Origin of the sequence: Proluteimonas luteida (assembly GCF_021191695.1) — a bacterium.
Classification (GTDB): domain Bacteria; phylum Pseudomonadota; class Gammaproteobacteria; order Xanthomonadales; family Xanthomonadaceae; genus Luteimonas; species Luteimonas luteida.
Window position 1 is genome coordinate 130,413 of the sequence record NZ_JAIWPT010000007.1, and the last position, 23,180, is coordinate 153,592.

The following is a 23,180-nucleotide window of genomic DNA, read 5'->3' on the forward strand; positions in this document are numbered from 1 at the left end:
ACAGACATGGGTATTTCCCGTCACGCGACCGCGCACTGGGCCGGCGACCTCAAGTCCGGCAAGGGCACGCTGTCGACACCGCAGAGCGGCCTGCTCGACGACACCCGCTACGCCTTCAACACCCGCTTCGGCGACGAGAAGGGCACCAACCCCGAGGAACTGATCGCCGCCGCGCATGCCGGCTGCTTCTCGATGGCGCTGTCGGCCAAGCTCAGCGAGGCGGGCTTTCCGCCGGACACCATCGACACCCGTGCCGACGTGGACCTGTCGACCGATGGCGGCCCGACGCTCAGCGCGATCCGGCTCAAGACCCTCGCCAAGGTGCCCGGCATCGATGCGGTGAAGTTCCGCGAGATCGCCGAGGACGCGAAGGAGAACTGCCCGGTATCGAAGGCGCTGTCGGCGGTGCCGATCACGCTCGAGGCCGAGCTGCAGGGCTGACGGGCGGCTTCGGCCGCGGGCCGGGCAAGCCCCCGACACCGGGGGCTTGCCGCCGGGCCGGATCGGCGGAGTCCACGACTCCCCGTGAACCCGAAACGCCGCGCAGGTCGGCTGCGCGATGCCGACCTGCGCAGGGCCCGGGCAGCCGTCTTCCCCTGTCATCGGAGAAGAACCTGTTTTCAGCCGCTCAGTCCCACTGCGGGGCGATGCCGTCGGGGCTCGCCAGTCTGGCGTTGCGGTCCAGCGCGGCGATGGCGGCGAGGTCGTCCGCGCCCAGGCGCAGGCGGGTCGCGGCGAGGTTGCTTTCGAGGTTTGCCCGCTTGGTCGACGAGGGGATCACCGAGAACCCCTGCTGCAGGGCCCAGGCCAGCGCCACCTGCACCGCAGTCGCGTCGTGCCTGCCGGCGATCTCCTGCAGCACCGGGTCGTGCACCACCTCGCCGTAGGCCAGGGTCATGTACGAGGTCAGGTGGATGCCCTGTTCGCGGGCGAAGGCGGCCAGCCTGCGGTTCTGCAGGTAGGGACTGATCTCCACCTGGTTGGTGGCGATGCTGTCTGCGCCGGCGATGGCGATGGCTTCTTCCAGCAGCGCGATCGTGAAGTTCGATACGCCGATCTCGCCGGTCAGGCCCTGCGCCCGCGCTTCGAGCAGGGCCTCCAGCGACTCGGCCAGCGGCACTGCGCCACCCGGCGAGGGCCAATGGATCAGGGTCAGGTCCACGTGGTCGGTGCGCAGTTTTCGCAGGCTCTCGCGCAGGCTGGGGATCAGCCTGTCCTTCGACAGGTTGTCGATCCAGATCTTGGTGGTCAGGTACAGCGCGTCACGGGCAACGCCGGATTCCTCGATTGCCTGGCCGACGTCGGCCTCGTTGTCGTAGATCTGCGCGGTATCGATCGCGCGGTAGCCGAGGTCCAGCGCGGTGCGCACCGAGTCGATGACGGTCTGGCCCTTGAGGCGGTAGGTGCCGAGGCCGAAGGCGGGAACAGGCATGTGCAGGCTCCATGGGGGGTCGGGATGGCGGTCGCGGCGCAGGCGCGCGGCGGCCCGCCGCAATGATGGACCTCCCGGCGGCGCTTGCGTGTGGCGCAGGCGAAACGATGCGGATCGTCCCCGGCTGGTCATGCCTTCAGCGGCGGGCACAACGGCGCCCGCCCGCGTCGTCCCGCGCGCTCGGCGACCGGATGCGCAGGCGCGGCCGGCGGCGATGCGACGACCGGCAGGACGCCTGCCCGCCGCGATTTGCCCGCCGCGCCGGGCGCGTCCATAGTCCGTGGCCATGCCCAGACGATGCGGAGGCGGTATGCGTGGACTGTGGACGTTCGTGTCCGGGATCTGCCTGTCGGCATGCGTGCTGGCCGCGCCGGCGGCGTCGGCTGCGCAGTTGCAGCTGCTGCAGGCGCAACGCGTCCATACCATGGACCCGGGGCGGCCGCAGGCCGATGCGCTGGTCTGGGACGGTGACGGTGTGCTGGTCGATGTCGGCGATGCCGCCACGCTGCGCGCGCGCTGGCCGCAGGCGGCGGTCGTCGACGCCGGCAACGCGGTGGTCGTGCCGGGCCTGATCGATGCCCACGCCCACCTCATGGGCCTGGGGTTTGCGCTGATGCGCGTCGACCTGGCCGGCGCGCGCAGCAAGCAGGAGATCGTCGAGCGCCTGCGCGCCTACGCCGCAGACCTCGCGCCGGATGCCTGGCTGCTGGGCGGTGGCTGGGACCAGAACCTGTGGCCCGAGGCCGCGTTTCCGACCGCGGCCGATCTCGATGCCGCGTTCCCCGGGCGCCCGGTGTGGCTGTACCGCGTCGACGGCCATGCCGGCTGGGCCAACAGCGCCGCGCTGCGCGCGGCGGAGGCGGCCGGCGCAAGCCTGCATGGCGACGCGCAGCCCCAGGGCGGGCGCATCGTGCGCGACGCGGCCGGTGCGCCTTCGGGCGTGTTCGTCGACGAGGCCATGCGCCTGGTCGACCGCGCCGTGCCCGCGCCCACGCCCGACGACGACCGCCAGGCCTTCGCGCGCGCGCTCGATGCCGCCGTCGGCAACGGCCTGACCGGCGTGCACGACATGGGCGTCTCGCGCGACGAGCTGGCGCTGTACCGCGAGTTCGCCGATGCCGGTCGCCTGCCGTTGCGGGTGACGGCGTATGCCGACGGCGACGACGCTGCGCTGCAGGATCTGTGCACCGATGGCCTCTATTCGCACGCCGGCGGCCGCCTGCGGATGCGCGGGGTCAAGCTCTACATCGATGGCGCGCTGGGCAGCCGCGGCGCGGCGATGCTGGAGGACTACGCCGACGAACACGGCAACACCGGCCTGCTGGTGACCGAGCCCGCCGCATTCCGTGCCGCGGTCGAGAAAGCCGCGCGCTGCGGCGTGCAGGTGGCGACCCACGCGATCGGCGACCATGGCAACCGGCTGGTGCTCGACACCTATGCCGACGTGCTCGCCGGCATCGACGGCAATGACGATGCCGGCGGCGAGACGCTGCGCTGGCGGGTGGAGCATGCGCAGATCGTCGCGTCCGAGGACATCCCGCGTTTCGCCGGGCTGGGCGTGATCGCGTCGATGCAGCCCACCCATGCGACGTCCGACATGCCGTGGGCCGGCGCGCGTGTCGGCGAGGCGCGGCTGGCCGGTGCCTACGCCTGGCGCCGGTTCCTCGGCAGTGGCGCGCGCATGGCGCTGGGGTCCGATTTTCCGGTCGAGGCGGTGGATCCGCGGCTGGGCCTTTACGCGGCGGTGACCCGCCAGGACCGCGACGGCCAGCCGCCCGGCGGCTGGCTGGCCGACCAGAAGCTCACCGTCGACGAGGCGTTGCGCGGCTTCACCGCCGATGCCGCATATGCCGGTTTCGCGGAAGGCGAGGTCGGGCGCCTGGCGCCGGGTCTGCGCGCGGACTTCGTGCTGCTGGCCGATGACCCGCTGACGGTGCCGGTCGCGCAGCTGGACGGGCTGCGGCTGCTGTCGACATGGGTCGACGGCCAGCGCGTGTACGAGGCGCCGGCGGACTGAGGCCGAGTGCGGCCACGGTGGTTACGCGCATGCCGCTCGGAAGGCAGAGCAGGTGCGTAACCTCGAATACCAGGCTGGTCGCTTCCGGACCGTGGCTGTCAGGCATGGGGCGCAGGGCCTGTGGCTGCTTGGGGCAGCGCGGGTTAGGAGCCCGGCTTTGGCTTTGCCTTAGGTCTTCAGGATATAGGTGAGCAGTTCGTCACCCGTTCTTGAGAGTAGCTGGTCATAACCCAAAGGCCGTTGGACCCCCGCACGAACGTGCCTGACGTTCTCGTGCCTCCGCCGCAAGACTCCAACTTGACCGAAGACCCATTTGGGAGGTTGGTAAACTCATTGGGAACGCTACCGACGCAGCCTACGAAGTCGCAACCGCCAATAGAGAGGGCTCCGGCGTCCGGTCTCGTTGACCCATCGGTGCATGACAACGCGTCGATTTCGATTCTCAGAACCTCTGTCGCGTCGTTCACGAAACGTCGAGAGGTCTGCGGCAGCTGCACCTTGTCGTAGCTAGCTTCGGGCGACACAACGAATGCATTCAATCCGTCGGCCGCCTCTTGAAAGCCGGGCTCGCCGCGGGCGATTTCGTAATGCCTAGACTGCGATGTACAAACTGAACTTGCGGAACGGCCTCCCTGTGATGCAAATGCTGGTAAAGCGATTCCGACGCACAATGCAGCAACCACAAGATTATAGAACTTCATCCTTAATTCTCCATGGAATAGTGGAATCAACGTCCCCTGAACTTCCTGATAACACGCGAGAGTGCGCTGCATGAGAGCTTTAATTTATGAACAGGCGATGCAGTTTGCTGGATGACGAGAAGCGAGACTTCGATCGCATCGACGATGCGGGCATCGTTATCTTCGACACGGATTTCGGACGCAGTGCAGCAGGGTAGCGCGCACGACGCTCAGTCTGTCATCGACGCTCGGTGAGGACGCCCTGGCCAGGATGCCGAGCATGGCTGCTGCAGGTGCGGGCGTTCATGGTTCGATCCCGGCGCAATGCGGAGTCTGGAGTCTGTTGAACCCCCCTCAGCGTGACGTCCGGTCATGATCGGTACGCAGCTTGGCGTGGTTGATCGCCCCCCATCGTTCGAGTGGTGATGCGCCTGGCCCGCAGCGATGCGCATCGGTCGACCGTGCCGATGGTTGGGGGACCGGCGGCACAGGTGCCGGCGACGGCGTGCGGTTAGGGTCCGGGGACCTCGGCAATCCGGAGACCCGGCATGCGTATTCGATCGATGTTGTGCGCGCTGCTGCTGTGCGGCGCGGGCGCCGCGCAGGCGCAGGTGGACCTGTCCGGGCTGGACCGCGACATGGCCGGACCGCGCGCGCAGGTGCTGGTGCTGGGCTCGGCGCACCTGGCCGAGCATGCCGACGGCGATTTCGACCCGGCGACGCTGGAGCCGCTGCTCGCGCGGCTGGCCGCATTTGCGCCGGACGTGATCACCGTCGAATCGATCTCCGGCGTCGAATGCGACTTCTATGCGCGCCACCCTGCGCGGTTCCCGTCCGATGCCGTGGGGCGCTATTGCCCGGACACCGGGCCCGCACGCGACGCGACCGGACTCGATGTGCCGGCCGCCGCCGCAGCGGTCGAGGCGACATTGCGCGACTGGCCCGAAGCGCCCACACCGGCGCAGCGTCGCCGGCTGGCGTCGCTGTTCCTGGCGGCCGGCGAAACGGACTCGGCGCTGGTGCAGTGGTGGCAGCTGCCGGCAGCGGAGCGGCGCGCGGGCGACGGACTCGATGCGGCGCTGGTCACGCAGATGCGCCGCCGCGAGGCTTCGCCCAACGAAAGCCGCCAGGTCGGCGCGCGGTTGGCGGCCCGCCTGGGGCTGGCGCGCGTGCATGCGACCGACGACCACACCGGCGACAATGTCGACATCCCGGCCGACCGGATGGACGCCTACGCCGCCGCGCTGTACGGCGCATGGGAGACCGCGTCAGCGCAGCTGGAACCGATCAATGCGCGCGCGGACGCGCTGGCGAAATCCGGCGACATGCTGGCGCTGTACCGCTATATGAATCGCATCGATGTCCGCCAGGCCACCGCCGACGGCGATTTCGCTTCTGCGTTGCGCGTGGCCGCCTCGCAGCCGTGGGGACAGATGTACGTGGCCGGCTGGGAGACCCGCAATTTGCGCATGGTTGCCAACATCCGCGCCACGTTCGCCGCGCGTCCCGGCGCGCGGGTGCTGTCGATCGTCGGCGCCAGTCACAAGCCCTGGTTCGACAGCCTGCTCGGGCAGATGCAGGGCGTGGACATTGTCGACGTCGACCAGGTGCTCGGCCCGGACGGGGATGCGCCCGTCGACCCGGCCGCCGAACCGGGCGAGCCGTAGGCGGACCCGTGCGTTACGGGTTGCCGCTTCCTTCGTGCCAGTCGAGCGTGCCCTCGACCACGAATGCGACCTGGCCACCGGACCAGACTTCGCCGTCGTCGTCGATCTCCAGCTGCAGCCGCGCGTCGTAGCCGACCTCGCGGCCCTGGCTGACCACGTAGCGGCGCCTGCCGCCGGGCAGGGCGTCGCGCGATGCCAGCCATGCGGCGAGGGTGGCGTTGGCCGCGCCCGACGCCGCGTCCTCGAAACGCGCCGGCGCACCGACCCAGGCGCGCACCACCAGGTCATAGGGCTGGCCGGCATCGGCGCGCGCGAACGCGCACAGGCCCATGCTGTCGGTCGATTCGGCGAGCCGGGCGATCGCGTCCCAGTCCGGTTGCGCGCCGCGCAGGCCGTGCTCGTCGGCCAGTTCCGCCAGCCACCAGCGCCTGCCACCGTACATCAGCGCCGGCGGCAGCGCGCCCGGCGCCAGCCCGGCCAGCGCATCGCGCAGCCGCGGATCGTCCGCCGCCGCGACCTCGACCACGTGGGCCCTGGGCGTGCGCACGGCGACGCTGCGCGCCTGGCCCTCGCCGCGCACCTGCAGCGGCAGGCGGCCGGCGATGCCGTCCTGCAGCACCCGTCCGTCCGCATCCGGCGCGATGCGGCCTGCCGCGAGCAACGCCTGCGCGGTGCCGACGCTGGGATGGCCGGCGAACGGCACCTCGCGGCGCGGGCTGAACATGCGGATGCGGTAGTCGCCGCCGGCATCGGGCGCGAACACGAATGTGGTCTCCGGCAGGCGGGTCCAGCGGGCGATGGCCTGCATCGTGGCGTCGTCGAGGCCTTCGGCGTCGAGCACGACGGCCAGCGGATTGCCGGCGCCGGGCCGGTCGGCGAACACGTCCAGCTGGACGAAACGGCGTGAGGTCATGGGCAGGGGCGACGCGGGGCGCGACAGCTTAGCAAGCCGGCCGGGACCATGGCCCGCTCCTGTCCATGGCCGGCGTGCGCTGCAACCGGATTCATGGGGCGTCCGGGGCACGGCCAGGCGCACGGCGGGTGTCGCCCTGCCCGCATGTCGACCGTCCTGACGGGTCGAGACCCGCGTGACGCGGCCCGGCCGGCAGTTTCCGCCGCAGCGTCGCGGCGGGGGCTTGCTTTAGAATCGGGCGATTGGCCCACCATCCGCCACGCGGCGATGCGGGCCGCGCTTTCCCCACCGCTCGAGACCCCACGTCCGATGTCCTCTTCTTCCTCCGATCGCTGGATCGTGCTCAAGTTCGGCGGCACCTCGGTGTCGCGTCGCCACCGCTGGGACACCATCGGCCGGCTGGCGAAACGCCGGGCGCAGGCGCATGCCGACGGTGGGCGCGACGCGCGGGTGCTGGTGGTGGTGTCGGCGTTGTCGGGGGTGACCAACGAACTGACCGCGATCGCCGACGGCGCCGACGACGGCGCCGCGCGCGTCGATGCGCTGATCGACCGTCACCGCGCGTTCGCGCAGGAACTCGAACTTGATGTCGATGCGGTGCTCGGCACGCGCCTGGACGCGTTGCGCGCATTGCACAGGGATCCGCGCGCGGCCACGCGCACGCTCGACTGGCAGGCCGAGGTGCTGGGGCAGGGCGAACTGCTGTCCTCGACGCTCGGCGCCGCGTACCTGCGCGCGCAGGGCCTGGATTTCGGCTGGTGCGACGCGCGCGAGTGGCTGGACGCGCTGCAGCTGCCGAACCAGAGTGCGTGGGCCACGCGGCTGTCGGTCAACTGCCGGCGCGAGGCCGATGGCGACTGGCGCGCGCGCTTCGCCGCGCAGGCGCCGCGCATGCTGCTGACCCAGGGCTTCATCGCCCGCCATGCCGACGGCGGCACCGCGATCCTCGGCCGTGGCGGCTCGGATACCTCGGCGGCGTATTTCGGTGCGCTGCTGGGCGCGCGCCGGGTGGAGATCTGGACCGACGTGCCGGGCATGTTCAGCGCCAATCCGCGCGACGTGCCGGACGCGCGGCTGCTCGCGCGGCTCGACTATGCCGAGGCGCAGGAGATCGCGACCACCGGGGCCAAGGTGCTGCATCCGCGCTCGATCAAGCCCTGCCGCGACGGCGGCGTGGCGATGGCGATCCTCGACACCGAGCGCCCGGAGCTGCCGGGCACCACGATCGACGCCAGCGCCGTGCCTGTGCCGGGGGTCAAGGCGATCAGCCGCCGCAACGGCATCGTGCTGGTGTCGATGGAAGGCATCGGCATGTGGCAGCAGGTCGGCTTCCTCGCCGACGTGTTCGAGCGCTTCAAGCGCCACGGCCTGTCGGTCGACCTGATCGGCTCGTCGGAGACCAACGTCACCGTGTCGCTGGACCCCAGCGAGAACCTGGTCAGCACCGACGTGCTGGCGCGTCTGTCGGACGACCTGGCCGAAGTGTGCCGGGTCAAGGTGATCGCGCCGTGCGCGGCGATCACCCTGGTCGGCCGCGGCATGCGCTCGCTGCTGCACAGGCTGTCGGACGTCTGGGCGACGATGGGCCGCGAGCGCGTGCACCTGATCTCGCAGTCGTCCAACGACCTCAACCTGACCTTCGTCATCGACGAGGCCGACGCCGACGGCCTGCTGCCGGTACTGCATGCCGAACTGATCGACAGCGGGGCGATGCCGGTGCACGACGCCGGCGTGTTCGGGCCGAGCTGGCACGAGATCATGCACGGCCGCCGCGCGCGCCCGGCGCCGTGGTGGCAGGGCGCGCGCGCACGGCTGCTGGCGCTGGCTGCCGCCGGCACCCCGCACTATGCCTACCACCTGCCGACGGTGCGCGCACGGGCCGGGTCGCTGCAGGCGATCGCGGCGATCGACCGGCGCTTCTACGCGATCAAGGCCAACGCGCACCCGGTCATCCTGCGCACGCTGACCGAGCTGGACTTCGGTCTGGAGTGCGTGTCGCTCGGCGAACTCGAGCACGTGTTCGCGGTGCTGCCCGACCTCGCGCCGTCGCGCGTGCTGTTCACGCCCAGCTTCGCGCCGCGCGCCGAGTACGACGCCGCGTTCGCGCTCGGCGTCACGGTGACGCTGGACAACGTCGAGGCGCTGCGCAACTGGCCGGAGACCTTCCGCGGCCGGGACCTGTGGCTGCGCATCGACCTGGGCCGCGGCGACGGCCACCATGCCAAGGTCGTCACCGGCGGCGCGGCGTCGAAGTTCGGCCTGCCGCTGGGTGCGTTCGGCGATTTCCTGCAGGCTGCGCGCGCGCTGGACGTGCGCATCACCGGCATCCACGCGCACCTGGGCAGCGGCATCGACACGGCCGCGCACTGGCGCGAGGTCTATGCCGAACTGGCCGGCTTCGCCGACGCGGTCGGCACCGTCGACACCATCGACATCGGCGGCGGCCTGCCGATCCCGTACCGGCCCGACGACCAGCCGTTCGACCTCGACGCCTGGGCCGCGGGACTGGCGGACATCAAGGCCGCGTACCCGAACTATGCGCTGGCGATCGAGCCGGGGCGTTTCCTCGTCGCCGAGGCCGGCGTGCTGCTGGCGACGGTGACCCAGGTCGTCGACAAGCTCGGCACGCGCCGGGTGGGCCTGGATGCCGGCATGCACAGCCTGATGCGGCCGGCGATGTACGACGCCTGGCATGCGATCGCCAATCTCTCGCGCCTCGACGACGCGGCCGACGCGCCGTGCGACGTCGTCGGCCCGATCTGCGAATCCAGCGACGTGTTCGGCACCCGGCGCATGCTGCCGGCGGCGACCGCCGAGGGCGACGTGATGCTGGTCGCCGATGCGGGCGCCTATGGCTTCGTCATGGCCAACACCTACAACCGGCGGGCGCTGCCGCTCGAGGACGTGCTCGAGTGAGCCCGCGACTGGAGTACACGCTGTCGACCGGGGCGCTTGCGCTTGCGTTGACCCTGCTGGTCGGCATCTGGCTCGAGATGGGGGCGGGCAACGCGTTCCTGTGGCGACTGGGGATGACGGCCGGGGTGGCGGCGATGCTGGCCGCGGCCTGGGTCTGTGGCTGGCGCTGGCTGGTGGCCGCAAGACCCGGTATCCGGCGGCTGGCCGGCATGGCGGCATCCACCGTGCTGGTGGCCATGGTCCTGTTCTTTCCGCTTTGCCTGGGGCTGACCGCGGCCCTGGCGCCGGAGGAGGGGATGGCCATGTGGCTGCACGGTGCCGCGCTGTTCGGACTGTTCGGCCTGGTATTCGGTACCCTGCCGGCGTTGCTGGCAACCACCCCGCTGGCCTGGCGTTTCCTGCACAGAAGCGACCGCAGGGCGGCCGCATGAGGCTGGTGGTTTTCTTCGCGCCCATTGCCGTGCCCGGCGCGTTCCGACCCGGGTGGAGACCTGAGAAGCATGTTTGATCGTGATTCCATCGCAGCGTTCCGCTTCGTCGACTGCGACCTCGACGCCGCGACCGGCGTCGCGCGCCTGCGCTATGCCTTCGACGATGGCCCCGAGCTGGTCGAGACGGTCACCGTGCCGGGCGCGCCGTTCGTGCTGGACGACGCACGCGCAGCGGCCGCGACCCGTGCGCTGCGGCTGCTGCACCTGATCGCCGGCGTCAGCTACTACAAGGCCGCGGTGCCGCCGGAGATCCGCATCGACGGTTACGCGATCGATGCCGACACCGCCGCGCTGCTCGAGGACGTCTACGTGCACGGCCTCGGCGAGTTCGCCTACCGCAACGGGCTGGACCTGCACGGGCGGGTGCGGTTCCCGGCGGCGCCCTCATCCGCCCGCCGGGCACCTTCTCCCGCAGGCGGGAGAAGGGAACCGGAGGCGGTCGCCGCTGGCGACCGGGCATGTCTGGGCCTGCGCCACCACGCGCTGGTGGCGATCGGCGGCGGCAAGGATTCGCTGGTGTCGATCGAGGCGCTGCGTGCGCTGGGCGTCGGGCAGACGGTGTCCTGGATCGGCGGCTCGCAGCTGATCCGGGTCTGCGCCGAGCGCACCGGCCTGCCGACGCTGAACATCGGCCGCCAGCTGGCGCCGGAACTGTTCGAGTACAACCGCCAGGGCGCGTGGAACGGGCACATCCCGGTCACCGCGATCAATTCGGCGATCCTGGTGCTGGCCGCGGTGCTGCTGGATGTCGACCAGGTGGTGTTCTCCAACGAGCGCTCGGCCAGCTACGGCAGCCTGATCAAGGCCGCCGACGGCAGCACGACCAGCGAGGTCAACCACCAGTGGTCGAAGGGCTGGGCGTTCGAACGGGCGTTCGGCGCGTACGTGCAGCGGCACGTCGCCGCCGACCTGCACTACTACTCGCTGCTGCGGCCGCTGTCGGAGCTGGCGGTGGCGCGGCAGTTCGCCCGCAGCGACCGCTACGACGCGTATTTCTCCAGCTGCAACCGCAATTTCCACCTGCTGGGCGAGCGCCCGGTCAATCGCTGGTGCGGGATCTGCCCGAAGTGCCATTTCGTGTTCCTGGCGCTGGCGCCGTTCATGCCCAAGCCGCGGCTGGTGGCGATCTTCGGCCGCAACCTGCTCGACGATCCGGCGCAGGTGCCGGGCTTCGACGCGCTGCTGGAGTACCAGGACCACAAGCCGTTCGAATGCGTCGGCGAAGGCCGCGAGTCGCGCGCGGCGATGGCGGCGCTGGGCCAGCGCCCGGAGTGGCGCGAGGATGCGGTGGTCGCGCGTTTCGTGCGCGAGATCCAGCCGCAGCTCGACGCCGGCGAACTCGCGATCGCACCGCTGCTGGCGATCGACGACGAGCAGCGCATCCCGCCCGCGCTGTGGGAACGCCTGCGTGCGCATCTCGCAGCTTGAGGCGATCGCCGCCGGCGGCGGCCGCATCGCGCTGTGGGGCTGGGGACGGGAAGGGCATGCCGCGTGGCGCGCGATCCGCGCCCATGCGCCGGCGCTGCCGCTGACCCTGCTGTGCAACGCCGCCGAGGCGGCCGACGCGGCGACGCTCGGCGACGCGCTGCTGGCCTGCGAGACGCAGGTCGATGCGGCGCGGCTGTCAGCCTGCGCGGTCGTGGTCAAGTCGCCGGGCATCAGCCCGTATGCGCCCGATGCACTGGCGGCCGCGGCGGCGGGCACGCGTTTCATCGGCGGTACCGCGCTGTGGTTCGGCGCGCGCGCGGCACCGGGGGAGGTCGCCGCGGGCACCGTCTGCGTCACCGGCACCAAGGGCAAGAGCACGACCACCGCGCTGCTGGCGCACCTGCTGCGATGCGCCGGGCGGCGCACCGCGCTGGCCGGCAACATCGGCCTGCCGCTGCTGGACCTGATCGATGCGGACGCGGACGCGTGGGCGATCGAACTGTCGAGCTACCAGACCCGCGACGTCGCCGCCAGCGGCGTGCGCCCGGACATCGCCGTGGTCACCAATGTCTTCCCCGAGCACCTGGACTGGCACGGCAGCGAGCAGCGCTATGTCGACGACAAGCTGGCGCTGGTGACCCAGGCGCGGCCGCGCATCGCCGTGCTCAACGCCGCCGACCCGCGGCTGTCGGCGCTGGCGCTGCCGCACGGCGAAGTGCGCTGGTTCGGCCGTGAGGACGGCTGGCACCTGCGCGGCGACGTGCTGCACCGTGCCGGCGACGCGGTGCTCGACACCTCGGCCCTGCCGCTGCCCGGCCGCCACAACCGTGGCAACCTGTGCGCGGTGCTGACCGCGATCGAGGCGCTGGGCATCGATGCGGCGCCGCTGGCCGCGGCCGCCGCGGACTTCGTGCCGCTGCCGCATCGCCTGCAGACCCTGGGCACGCGTGACGGGGTGACCTGGGTCAACGACTCGATCAGCACCACGCCGCACGCCAGCCTCGCCGCGCTGGACGTGTTCCGCGGGCGCCGGGTCGCGATCCTGCTCGGCGGCCACGACCGCGGCCTCGACTGGCAGGCCTTCGCCGACGCCATGCGCACTGCCGCGCCGGTCGCGATCGTGACCATGGGCCGGAACGGTCCGCGCATCCACGACCTGCTGCAGCCGCTGGCGGCCACGGCCGGCTTCTCGCTGCATGCGGCCGACGATCTCGAATCGGCCGTCGGTCTTGCCCGTTCGGCGCTCGCCCGCGACGCACTGGCCGGCGACGGCGTGCTGCTGCTCTCGCCCGGCGCGCCGAGCTTCGGCGCCTACCGCGACTACACCGCGCGCGGCCGCCACTTCGCTGCGCTCGGCGGCTTCGATCCCGACGCGATCACCGCGATCCCCGGGCTCGGCATCGCCTAGAAGCCGACGCCCGGGATTCGCAGGTCGGGGCAACGCCGCCGACGCCGGGACTCAGCAGGAGAACGGCACGGTCCGCGTCAGCGACAGGCCGCCGTCGTTGCGCACGCCATACCAGGTGTCGGTGCCGCCGTCGTGCAGATGCCAGTGGCCGCAGCCGGCGTCGATGAAGCCGTCGAAGCGGGTCGGCGACAGGGCGCGGCCGTCGAGGTCGTACAGGCGGAACCGGGTTCCGCTGCCGTCGCCCTCGGCGGTGACGACCAGTCCGGGCATGCCGGCGGGGTAGTCCGGTGGCGCCTGGAGGACGGCGATGCGTGCGCGCAGGTCGCTGATGCCGAGCCTGCGCGGCGCGGCGTCGGCATCGGTCTCCGACACCTGCAGCACGGTGCCGTGGCCGCGACCGTCGTCGAGCAGCAACAGGCCGCGCTCGGGTTCCGGGCAGCGCGCGCTGCCGTCGCTGTAGCCACGGACATCGACCAGCCTGCCGTCGGCCATCAGGTAGGCGCAGGCGTTGCCGGCGCTGGCACGCGCGCGATGCGCGTCGAGCATTTCCCGCTGCGACCAGCTGAGTGCGATGCCATCGGCCGCCGCGTCGGCGGCCGCCGCGGCGTCGTCTGCGAACCGGTCCCGCACCGGCACCGGTGCCGGTGCTGGCGGCGGCAACGCCGGATCGTGCAGCCGCAGCGGCAGCAGGTTGCCGCGAACTGCGGGTTCGATCGCGCCGATGTGCAAGCCGGCGAGCAAGGGCTGGCCGGCAGGGTCGAACAGCTGGATCGGCGCGTCCGCATCGCCCGGCGCGGCCTCCAGAGCAGCCCAGAAGCGGATGCGCGCGCCCTGCTCGAGCGGCAGGCCATGGCCGCGGATCTCGCTAAAGCGTGGCGGCAGCAGGTAGTCCATGCTGCGGGCGTCGAGCACGCCGAAACCGCCGCCGGGCGGGCGCACGATCCATGCAGGCGTGTCGCCGTTGCCGCGCAGGCCGAACGAGGGGGTGGGGTAATCGCCGTAGCGTTCGCGCGGATACAGCCGGTGCGGCCAGCCATCGGGGTCGAGCTGCGGAAACATCTGCAGCGGCGGCGACAGCCTCGCGTCGCTGCGGTCGTGGCGCAGCAGGCGCCCCACTGGTGCCGGAAACACGCGCTGGTCGTGCTCGGCGTCCCAGCCGAACTCGAGCAGCAGCAGGTCGCCGTCAGCGTCATTGCGGTACAGCGGCTGCGTGTCGGTCAGCAGTTGCTCCGGCGCGGCGACATCCAGCACGCGCCCGCGTGCGTCGAGCAGCCAGCGGCAGTCGCCACGGCCGGCCCATTGCAGACCGGTGGCGTAGACCGGCTCGACCCATTCCCAGCCATGCCGCGCGGCCCATCGGGCGCGCCGGCGCGCGGCGGGATCGTCGGCCATGTCCAGCGGGTCGAACTGGTTGCCGAAAAAGTTGTCTTCCTCGACGGGCGGTGCGGCCCGGAACGGACAGCCCTGGTCGGCCAAGGCCGCACCGGCACCGGCAGGCGCGCTGCCGCCGCTCGCACAGCCGGCAGCGGCTGCGGCCAGAGACAGGGCCAGCAGCAATGCGCGTGCACCGGCCGGCAAGGTGTGCATCAGTGCCCGCGTTCGACCGCGTAGCGCGCTAGGCCGCGCAGCGCGGCGACGGCGTCGTTGTCGGGCAGGCCGTCGAGCGCGCGTTCGGCGGCCTCGGCGTAGGCGGTCGCGCGGGCGCGGCTGTAGTCCAGGCTGCCGGCGTCGCCGATCGCCGCCAGCACTTCCGGCAGCGCGCCGGTGTCGCCCTGTTCCACGATCGCGCGCAGCCGGGCGCGGCGTTCGGGCGCGGCATGGGCCATGGCGTGGATCAGCGGCAGCGTCGCCTTGCCTTCGGCGAGGTCGTCGCCGAGGTTCTTGCCCAGCGCGTCGGCATCGCCCGAGTAGTCGAGCACGTCGTCGGCGATCTGGAAGGCGTAGCCCAGTTGCATGCCGTAGTCGTACAGCGCCTGCTGCGTGGTTTCGTCCGCGGCGGAGGCCAGTGCGCCGAGCTTCGTGCCGGCGGCGAACAGCACCGCGGTCTTGCGCTCGATGACGTTCAGGTACGCGGCCTCGTCGGTGTCGGGATTGCGCACGTGCAGCAGCTGCAGCACCTCGCCCTCGGCGATGCGGTTGGTGGTGTCGGCGAGGATCCGCATCACCGCCATGCGGTCCAGTTCGACCATCAGCTGGAAGCTGCGCGAATACAGGAAGTCGCCGACCAGCACGCTGGCCGCATTGCCCCAGATCGCGTTGGCGGTGCTGCGGCCGCGGCGCAGGTCGGACTCGTCGACGACGTCGTCGTGCAGCAGGGTCGAGGTGTGGATGAACTCGATGATCGCGGCCAGCTGGTGGTGCTCGGCGCCGACCTCGCCGGTCGCGCGTCCGGCCAGCGCCACCAGCATCGGTCGCAGGCGCTTGCCGCCGGCCGAGACGATGTGCTCGGCGACCTGGTTGATCAGCACCACGTCCGAGGCCAGCCGGCGCCGGATCAGCGCATCGATGTCGGCCATGTCCGCGGCGGCGAGCGACTGGATCGCCGGCAGGTCGAGCCTGGCGGCCGGGGCGGCGGCGTTGTTCATGCGGTGTCCGGGGCGGGCAGGCCGGGAATTATAGGAGAGCGCCGACAATGGCGCGTGGACTTTCCCGATGCCGCGCTGCGGCAACCCCGGACGGCGCCGGCCGCGGCGTTATACTGCACTATTCGCATCACCCCACGCCGGGCCCGCGCCGGCGCACTCCAAGGAATTCCCATGGCCCGTGGCATCAACAAAGTGATCCTTGTCGGCAACCTCGGCAACGATCCGGACATCAAGTACACCCAGAGCGGCATGGCCGTGACCCGCATCAGCCTGGCCACGACCAGCGTGCGCAAGGACCGCGACGGCAACACCCAGGAGCGCACCGAATGGCACCGCGTGGTGTTCTTCGGCAAGCTCGGCGAGATCGCCGGCGAGTACCTGCGCAAGGGCAGCCAGGTCTATGTCGAGGGCTCGATCCGCTACGACAAGTACACCGGCCAGGACGGCGTCGAGAAGTACTCGACCGACATCATCGCCGACGAGATGCAGATGCTCGGTGGCCGTGGCGAAGGCGGCGGCGGTGGCGGTGGCAACTACGAGCGCGCCGCCCGTCCGCAGCGCCCGGAACGCAGCGACGCCCCGGCGGCGCAGCAGCAGCGCCGTCCCGCGCCGCAGCAGCAGCCGGCGCCGATGGACGACTTCTCGGACGACGACATTCCGTTCTAGGACCTGTCCAGGTTTTCTCTGCTGCCTCGTGTTCCAAGCCCGCTCTTCGAGCGGGCTTTTTCGTGGGTCTTCGACACATGGTGGACAGGTGTTCGGAGACATGGTGGACAGGCAGCGCCTCTGCGCGGGGCCCCAAGGCTTCGCCTGTCCGCGCGGCCATGGGGGATTTCCGGTCCGCGACATCGCTTTCCGGTGCGCCGTAGGCTGGACAGCTCTTATGTAATAACATTACATTATCTGGATTCCGCGTCCCGCGGGCGTTTCCAGGGTCTCCAGTGCGTAGCCAGTCGTCCCTCGTCCCAATGGCGGCATGCCTTGCCGCGTTCGTCCCCATCTCGTCCGCCGCTGCCAGCAACGCCCCGGATGCCGCCGCGGTGGACCTCGACACCATCGTCGTCACCGCCAGCGCGCACGAAACCAGGCTGCGGGATGCGCCGGCCTTCGTCGACGTCGTCACCCGCGACGAACTGCTGTCGCGGCCTGTGCTGGATCTTGCCGACGCCTTGCGCGGCTCCCCCGGCGTCTCGCTGAGCGGCATCGGCTTCAGCCGGCGGGGCATCCGCCTGCGCGGCATGGACAGCGAGTACACGCTGGTGCTGGTCGACGGCAAGCGGGTCAGCGCGGCCAGCGATGCGATCGCCCATGCCGACTTCGACCTCGGCTGGATGCCGGTGGAGGCGATCGAGCGCATCGAGGTGGTGCGTGGACCGATGTCGTCGCTGTATGGCTCCGAGGCCCTGGGCGGCGTCGTCAACATCATCACCCGCCGGGCCACCGACCAGTGGCGCGGCAGTGCTGCCTACAACGGCGGTGTGGTTGCGGGCGGTCACGGCGGAGGCGTCTACCAGGCCGGCGTCTATGCCGGTGGCCCGCTGGTGCCGGACGTGCTGGGCCTGAGTTTCAACGGCGAGACGCGGCGCAAGGACGACACGCAGGATCCGGCGGACCCGAGGCTGTCGGAACAGGAAGGACGCGATGCCCAAAGCGGCAACCTCACTCTGACGTGGACGCCCGACGCGCGCCAGCGCATCGACGCGAGTCACCTGCAGGGTCGGGAGCGGCGCTGGCGCGACACCCTCCAGGCCGGTGGGGTACCGTACGTCTACGAGTCCGTCGACCATCTGGACCGGCGCCAGAGTTCGCTCAGCCACCAGGGCAGCTGGGGCTGGGGCGATACCCGCATCCGTGCTTACCGCTCGACGCTCGACCGCAGCAACCGCCGCAGCCAGGGCGCGGCGACCGCGCCGCAGTCGCTGGTCGACGACATCGTCGATGCGCAGGCCTCGACCCGTTTCGGCGAACGGCACCGGGTCACGGTCGGCGGCGAGTGGCGCCGCGAGCGACTGGAGGACGACACCGTCTCCGCCGGCGGCAGCGCCGGCCTGGTGCACCGTGCGTTGCTGCTGCAGGACGAGATCGACTTCGACGACACCTGGTCGCTGGTGCTGGGCAGTCGCGCCGACCATCACGACAAGTTCGGCTGGCACCACAGCCCGCGTGCCTACGGCATCTTCCATGCCAGCGACCGCCTGACCTTCAAGGGCGGCGTGGGCAGCGGTTTCAAGGCGCCGACGCTCAAGCAACTGTCGCCGGAATACTCGGCGGTCGGCGGTGGCGGCATGTTCACCATCGTCGGCAACCCGGCGCTCAAGCCCGAGATCGCCACGACCTGGGAGCTGGGCGCGACCTGGAGCGGAAGCGGCTGGTCCGCACAGGCCACCGCGTTCCAGAGCGACCTCGAGGATCTCGTGCAGACCCTGTGCCTGTCGGACTGCGGGATCCGCGGGCGTGAACTGCGCAGCTACGTGAATGTCTCGAAGGCGCGCATCCGCGGCGTGGAGCTGGCGGCAGACATCGCGCTGCCGGGCGGCTTCTCGCTGGACGCGAACTACAACTGGCTGCAGCCGCGCGACCGGGAGACCGGCCTGCCGCTGGTCGAGCGGCCGCGACACGGCGCGGCGGCGGCGCTGGCGTGGGCCGGCGATGCGTGGCGCAGCGCGCTGCGTGCCGAGTACAAGGGCACGCAATGGCAGTCGGGCGCGGGCGCGCTGGTCGAACTGCCGGACTACACGCTGTGGTCGCTGGACCTGGGCTATCGCATCACCGACCGGGTGCGCCTGCGTGGCGGGGTCGAGAACCTGACCGACGAGCGTCTCGCCGAGACCTCGGCGCTGTACGCCTATCCCGAAACCGGCCGCTACTACCACGTCGGCGTGAACCTGAGCTTCTGAACATGCGACGGTGGTTGTGCAGGGGGCTGGCCTGCCTGGCGCTGACGATGTCATTGTGCGCGGGTGCATCGGCGGACGATGGCGCAGGGCCACAGGTGCTGGTCCAGGTCGTCGCCAGCGATTTCGTGCTGCCGTCCAAGGTCGCGCGGCTCGATGCGCTGGGTCGCGACCAAGGTGTCCGCTTCGAATACGTCCCGGTCGAGCGCGATGGCGCGGCCGCGCGCGTCGCCGGTGCGGATCTGGTGATCCTGGATACGCCGCGGCCGTCGGACGTCGAACGCGTGCAGTCGGTGCTGGGCGACGCGCTCGCCACCAGCGCTGCGCCATGGGTGCGCGTGGGTGGCGGTCCGCCCGCGTCCGGTGCGCTGGACGGAGCGCAGGCCCGGCGCATCGCGGGCTACTACGCGGGCGGCGGCGAAGCCAACTACCGGCACCTGGCCGACTATCTGCTGCAGTGGAAACGCGGCGGTGATCTCGATGCGGTTCCGGCGCCGCGGCCGATGCCGGACACCGGCTACTATCATCCGGCCGCCGGGGACATCTTCGACCGGCGCGCGGATTTCGCCGCGTGGCGGCAACGGCACGCGCCGGGGCCGGGCGTCGCGCTGCTGGTCTCCGCCGGCAGCGTGGCCGCGCTGCAGACCGCGCTGGTCGACAAGGTGATCGAACGCGCGGCGGCGCACGGCATCGGCGCCTTCGGCGTGTGGTTCGACGACGACGATCCCGCGGCGCTGCGCGAAGCGCTCGACGGCCTCGGGGCCGTCGCGGTCGTCAACATGACCCATCTGCAGCAGGGCGGCTTGCGCGCGGCGGAATTCCTCGCGCTCGACGTGCCGGTGATCCAGGGCCTCAACGCCCGCCAGCAGGACCCGGACGCCTGGCGCGCGGCCGCCAGCGGCGTGCCGGCATCGCTCGCGGCCACCTTCATCGCCGTGCCCGAGATCTGGGGCGCGAGCGATCCACTGGTGCTGGGCGCGGTGGCGCGCGGCGAGCAGGTCGCGATTCCCGAGCAGGTCGAGCTGCTGGCCGGCAGGCTGGCGCGCATCGCGGCCCTGCGCGCCGAGCCGGCGGCGGACAAGCGCCTGGCGCTGTTGTTCTGGAACTACCCCGCCGGCGAGAAGAACCTGTCGGCGTCGAACCTCAACCTGCCGCGCAGCATCGCCGCGCTGTCGCAGCGCCTGCGCGACGCAGGCTATCGCGTCGACGCCGCCAGCGAGCGCGAGATCGTGGACATGGGCCAGGCGATGCTCGGCGGCTACTACCGACCGGAAACGCTCGACGCGCTGCTGCGCGACGATCTCGCCGACAGCCTGCCCGTGGCGCGCTACCGGCAGTGGCTGGACACGCTGCCCCCGCCGCGGCGAGATGCGCTGCTGGCGCAGTGGGGCGATCCGGCGCGGCACGCGTCGGTGCGCACGATCGACGGCGAACCTGCGTTCGTGTTCCCGCGCGCGCGCCTGGGCGACCTGCTGCTGATGCCGCAGCCGCCACGCGCGGGCCGGATCGGCGAGGCCGCGCACGACCAGGAGGCGGTGCCCAGCCACTACTACCTGGCCGCGTACCTGTACCTGCGCGAGGGTTTCGCCGCGGACGCGCTGATCCATTTCGGTACCCACGGTACCCAGGAATGGACCCCGGGCAAGGACCGCGCGCTGTGGGCCGGCGATTACCCGTACCTGGCGGTCGGCGACGTGCCGGTGTTCTATCCCTACGTCCAGGACAACATCGGCGAGGCGATGCAGGCCAAGCGCCGCGGCCGCGCGGTCACGATCAGCCACCAGGTGCCGGCGTTCGCGCCGGCCGGCCTCTACGACGAGATGCGCGACCTGCATGCGCTGATCCACCAGTACCAGCAACTGGATGCGGGCGGCGTGCGCCTGCGCACCGGCGCGGCGATCGGCGAGGCGGCGCTCGCCGCGGGCATCGCCGGCGACATGGGCTGGGACCGGGCGGCGATCGCCGCCGACATCGACGGGTTCCTGCCGCTGTTGCACGACCACCTGCACGAGCTGGCGCGCAGCGCGATGCCGCTCGGCCTGCACACCTTCGGCGAGCCGGCTGCCGACGAGCACCGGCTCTCGACCGTGATGCAGCAGCTCGGTGCGCCGTTCTACGAGGCGCTGGGCCTGGATCCGGACGAAGTGTTCGCCGCGGACTTCGCGGCGCTGGCGCAGAGCCTGCCCTACCGCACGCTTGCGCACCATCTGCACGGCGCGGGCCGGATCGAGGAAACCGGCCATCCCGCGCTGCGCGCGCAGCTTGCGCGTGCGCGCGAACTCGACGCCGCACTGCTCGACACCCAGGAAACCGAATCGCTGCTGCGCGGCCTGGCCGGTGGATTCGTGCCGCCGGGGCCGGGCGGGGATCCACTGCGCGATCCGGGCCTGCGCAGCGGCCGCAACCTGCACGCGCTCGAACCCGACAAGGTGCCCACGCCCGCCGCCTACGAGACCGGAGGCGAGGCCCTGCAGCAGTTGGTCGATGCCTACCGGCGCGACCATGGCGGCGACGCTCCGGCCAAGCTCGCCTTCAGCCTGTGGTCGTCGGAAACCATCCGCCAGCTCGGCGTGCAGGAGGCGCAGGTGCTGCACGCGCTCGGCCTGCGGCCGGTGTGGGACGCGGGTGGCCGGCTGACCGCGCTGGAGATCATCCCGGCCTCGGAGCTGGGGCGCCCGCGCATCGATGTCGTGGTCCAGGCGACCAGCGTCTACCGCGACCAGTTCGATGGTTTCATGCGCCTGCTGGCCGCGGCCATCGAGCGGCTGGCTGCCGAGGGCGATGCCGGCAATGCGGTCGCGCGCAACAGCGCCGCGGTCGCCGAGCGCCTGCGCGCGCAGGGCGTGGAGGCGGCGCGTGCGCAGGCGCTCTCGACGCTGCGCATCTTCAGCAACGCGCCCGGCGAGTACGGCAGCGACCTGAGCGGTGCGGTACTGGATGACGGCGAAGATGCCGCCAAGGACGACGCCACCCTGGCCGGCGTGTTCCTCTCGCGGCTGCAATACGGCTACGGCGCCAGCGAGCAGGGCGTTTCGGTCGAGGGCGCCAACGTCTTCGCCGAGCAGTTGCGCGGCGTGCAGGCCGCGGTGCTGTCGCGCTCGTCCAACACCCATGGCGTGCTGTCGACCGACCACCCCTTCGAGTACCTCGGCGGACTGTCGCTGGCGATCCGCCACCTCGACGGCGCCAGCCCCGCGCTGTACGTCAGCGACCTGCGCAGCGCCGCGCCGCGCACCACCGGCGCCGCCCAGTTCCTGGCCGCCGAGCTGCGCAGCCGGCAGCTCAACCCGCAGTGGATCGGTGCCATGCAGCAGGAGGGCTACGCCGGCACGCTGCAGGTGCTCGATGCGGTCAACAACCTGTACGGCTGGCAGAGCACGGCGCCGGACGTGGTGCGCGACGCGCAGTGGCAGGCGATGCACGACACCTACGTGCGCGACGTGCGCCAGCTGGGTATCGACCAGTGGTTCGAACGCGACAATCCGACCGCGCAGGCGCAGATGATCCAGCGCATGCGCGAGGCCATCGCGCGCGGCTACTGGCAGGCCGATGCCCGCACCCGGGCCGAACTGGAGGCGCGGCTGCAGGCCATCGGGCAGGCGTTGTCGGCGACCGATACCACCGCGTCGGCAGCGCCTGCGCCCGGCTTCGGCACCAACGCGCCTGACGTCCCTGCGCATCCCGCCGTTGCGGCGCCCGTGGTCGAGCCACCGGCGGACGCGGCAACCGCGCCGGAGCCGGCCGCTGCGCCGCCGCAGGTCCGCGGGCGGGTCATGCGCCAGGTCGAACCCCCGCCTGCGGTGCAGACCGGCTTGCGCGTGCCGGTGCTGTTGCTGCTGGCGCTGTGCCTCGTGGCCGGCGCCTGGCGACAACTTCGCGGCGGCCATCGCCGTATCCATTCCCTCTTCCCGGACAACCGGACAACGCAATGAACATCCTCGAAGCTGGTCTCTACGACCTCGCCCACCTGTTCCTGGTGCCGGTGCTGGTACTGATCCTCGCGTCGCTGGCCTACGCCTTCTTCGCACTCGGCGCGTTCCTGGTCGAGGCGCTGCAGCGCCGGCTCGGCAGCTACCGCTCGCGGCTGCAAGCCTTCCAGGCCCGCAGCGGCGGCAGCAGCGACGATCTCGAACTCTGGATCCTCAAGCGCCTGGAATGGCTGCGGGTGACCTCGCGCATCGCGCCGATGCTCGGCTTGGTCGCGACCATGATCCCGATGGGACCGGCATTGCTCGCCCTGACCCGAAACGACGCACAGGGGGTCGGCGAGAACCTGGTCGTCGCGTTCTCGTCGGTGATCCTGGCGTTGATCGCGGCCAGCATCACCTTCCTGGTGCTGACCATCCGCCGGCGCTGGCTGCTGCAGGAACTGCGCGATATCGAGCGCGCCCGGGACGCCGGCGGAGTGGCCGGCTGATGCGCTTCCTCGAACACGACGAGGCCGACGACCCGATCCTGTCGGTGGTCAACCTGATCGACCTGTTCCTGGTGGTCATCGGCATCCTGATGATCGTCATCGTGCGCAACCCGCTCAACCCCTTCGCCAGCGAACGGGTGACGGTGATCGAGAACCCCGGCGCCGCGGACATGCGCATCACCGTCAAGGACGGCGAGGAACTGACCCGCTACGAGTCCACCGGCGAGATCGGAGAAGGTGGCGGCGTACGCGCCGGCGTCACCTACCGGCTGCCGGACGGACGCATGGTGTACGTGCCCGAGGGCGGCGGGCAGGCGGAGGCGGAGTGACTG

16 protein-coding genes are annotated in these 23,180 nt (G+C 71.3%); 12 read left to right on the forward strand and 4 right to left on the reverse strand.

Going from position 1 to position 23,180, the window contains the following annotated elements; translation table 11 throughout:
• Nucleotides 1–6: 6 nt before the first annotated feature.
• Nucleotides 7–441 (forward strand): OsmC family protein, encoded by a 435-nt coding sequence (locus LDO26_RS08160; RefSeq protein ID WP_232130590.1) that lies wholly within the window; start codon nt 7–9, stop codon nt 439–441.
• A gap of 187 nt (nt 442–628) precedes the next feature.
• Here LDO26_RS08160 and dkgB read toward each other — a convergent pair whose 3' ends face one another.
• Nucleotides 629–1,432, reverse strand: coding sequence for a 2,5-didehydrogluconate reductase DkgB (dkgB, locus tag LDO26_RS08165; protein ID WP_232130591.1), 804 nt, complete (start codon nt 1,430–1,432; stop codon nt 629–631).
• Between the two features lie 310 nt (nt 1,433–1,742).
• On the opposite strand from dkgB, the gene LDO26_RS08170 reads away from it, so the two are divergent.
• Together LDO26_RS08170 and LDO26_RS08175 are read left to right on the forward strand one after the other, a co-directional pair.
• Nucleotides 1,743–3,449 carry an amidohydrolase gene (locus tag LDO26_RS08170; protein ID WP_232130592.1) on the forward strand — a complete coding sequence of 569 codons (1,707 nt, stop codon included), beginning with the start codon at nt 1,743–1,745 and terminating at the stop codon, nt 3,447–3,449.
• Between the two features lie 1,243 nt (nt 3,450–4,692).
• Nucleotides 4,693–5,796 carry a DUF5694 domain-containing protein gene (locus LDO26_RS08175; protein ID WP_232130638.1) on the forward strand — a complete coding sequence of 368 codons (1,104 nt, stop codon included), beginning with the start codon at nt 4,693–4,695 and terminating at the stop codon, nt 5,794–5,796.
• A gap of 13 nt (nt 5,797–5,809) precedes the next feature.
• Here LDO26_RS08175 and LDO26_RS08180 read toward each other — a convergent pair whose 3' ends face one another.
• Nucleotides 5,810–6,709 carry a PhzF family phenazine biosynthesis protein gene (locus tag LDO26_RS08180; protein WP_232130593.1) on the reverse strand — a complete coding sequence of 300 codons (900 nt, stop codon included), beginning with the start codon at nt 6,707–6,709 and terminating at the stop codon, nt 5,810–5,812.
• 309 nt (nt 6,710–7,018) lie between these two features.
• Here LDO26_RS08180 and LDO26_RS08185 point away from each other — a divergent pair, with 309 nt between their 5' ends.
• The 4 genes from LDO26_RS08185 (at nt 7,019) to murD (ending at nt 12,952) form a co-directional block, all read left to right on the forward strand.
• Nucleotides 7,019–9,625 (forward strand): bifunctional aspartate kinase/diaminopimelate decarboxylase, encoded by a 2,607-nt coding sequence (locus tag LDO26_RS08185; RefSeq protein ID WP_232130594.1) that lies wholly within the window; start codon nt 7,019–7,021, stop codon nt 9,623–9,625.
• A complete protein-coding gene (locus LDO26_RS08190) occupies nt 9,622–10,056 on the forward strand; it encodes a hypothetical protein (protein WP_232130595.1) in 435 nt (144 codons plus the stop codon). The genes LDO26_RS08185 and LDO26_RS08190 overlap by 4 nt, the downstream gene beginning before the upstream one ends.
• Before the next feature lie 69 nt (nt 10,057–10,125).
• Nucleotides 10,126–11,544 carry a UDP-N-acetyl-alpha-D-muramoyl-L-alanyl-L-glutamate epimerase gene (gene murL / locus LDO26_RS08195; RefSeq protein WP_232130596.1) on the forward strand — a complete coding sequence of 473 codons (1,419 nt, stop codon included), beginning with the start codon at nt 10,126–10,128 and terminating at the stop codon, nt 11,542–11,544.
• Nucleotides 11,525–12,952 carry a UDP-N-acetylmuramoyl-L-alanine--D-glutamate ligase gene (gene murD / locus LDO26_RS08200; protein ID WP_232130597.1) on the forward strand — a complete coding sequence of 476 codons (1,428 nt, stop codon included), beginning with the start codon at nt 11,525–11,527 and terminating at the stop codon, nt 12,950–12,952. The genes murL and murD overlap by 20 nt, the downstream gene beginning before the upstream one ends.
• A 51-nt stretch (nt 12,953–13,003) precedes the next feature.
• On the opposite strand, the gene LDO26_RS08205 is transcribed toward murD, so the two are convergent.
• Entirely contained in the window at nt 13,004–14,539 is a 1,536-nt protein-coding gene (locus tag LDO26_RS08205; RefSeq protein WP_232130598.1) for a hypothetical protein, read from the reverse strand.
• Nucleotides 14,539–15,537, reverse strand: coding sequence for a polyprenyl synthetase family protein (locus LDO26_RS08210; protein ID WP_232130599.1), 999 nt, complete (start codon nt 15,535–15,537; stop codon nt 14,539–14,541). Before LDO26_RS08210 ends, LDO26_RS08205 begins: the two co-directional genes overlap by 1 nt.
• A gap of 171 nt (nt 15,538–15,708) precedes the next feature.
• Between LDO26_RS08210 and LDO26_RS08215 the strand changes: the two genes are divergently transcribed.
• From LDO26_RS08215 to LDO26_RS08235, 5 genes are all read left to right on the forward strand, one after another.
• On the forward strand, nt 15,709–16,203 hold the full coding sequence (locus tag LDO26_RS08215) for a single-stranded DNA-binding protein (protein ID WP_232130600.1): 495 nt from the start codon (nt 15,709–15,711) through the stop codon (nt 16,201–16,203).
• 374 nt (nt 16,204–16,577) lie between these two features.
• Nucleotides 16,578–18,434, forward strand: coding sequence for a TonB-dependent receptor domain-containing protein (locus LDO26_RS08220; protein ID WP_232130601.1), 1,857 nt, complete (start codon nt 16,578–16,580; stop codon nt 18,432–18,434).
• A 2-nt stretch (nt 18,435–18,436) separates the two neighbouring features.
• Entirely contained in the window at nt 18,437–22,363 is a 3,927-nt protein-coding gene (cobN, locus tag LDO26_RS08225) for a cobaltochelatase subunit CobN (protein ID WP_232130602.1), read from the forward strand.
• Nucleotides 22,360–22,848 (forward strand): MotA/TolQ/ExbB proton channel family protein, encoded by a 489-nt coding sequence (locus LDO26_RS08230; protein WP_232130603.1) that lies wholly within the window; start codon nt 22,360–22,362, stop codon nt 22,846–22,848. The genes cobN and LDO26_RS08230 overlap by 4 nt, the downstream gene beginning before the upstream one ends.
• Nucleotides 22,848–23,177, forward strand: a complete 330-nt coding sequence (locus LDO26_RS08235; protein WP_232130604.1) for a DUF2149 domain-containing protein — start codon at nt 22,848–22,850, stop codon at nt 23,175–23,177. Before LDO26_RS08230 ends, LDO26_RS08235 begins: the two co-directional genes overlap by 1 nt.
• Nucleotides 23,178–23,180: the final 3 nt, after the last annotated feature.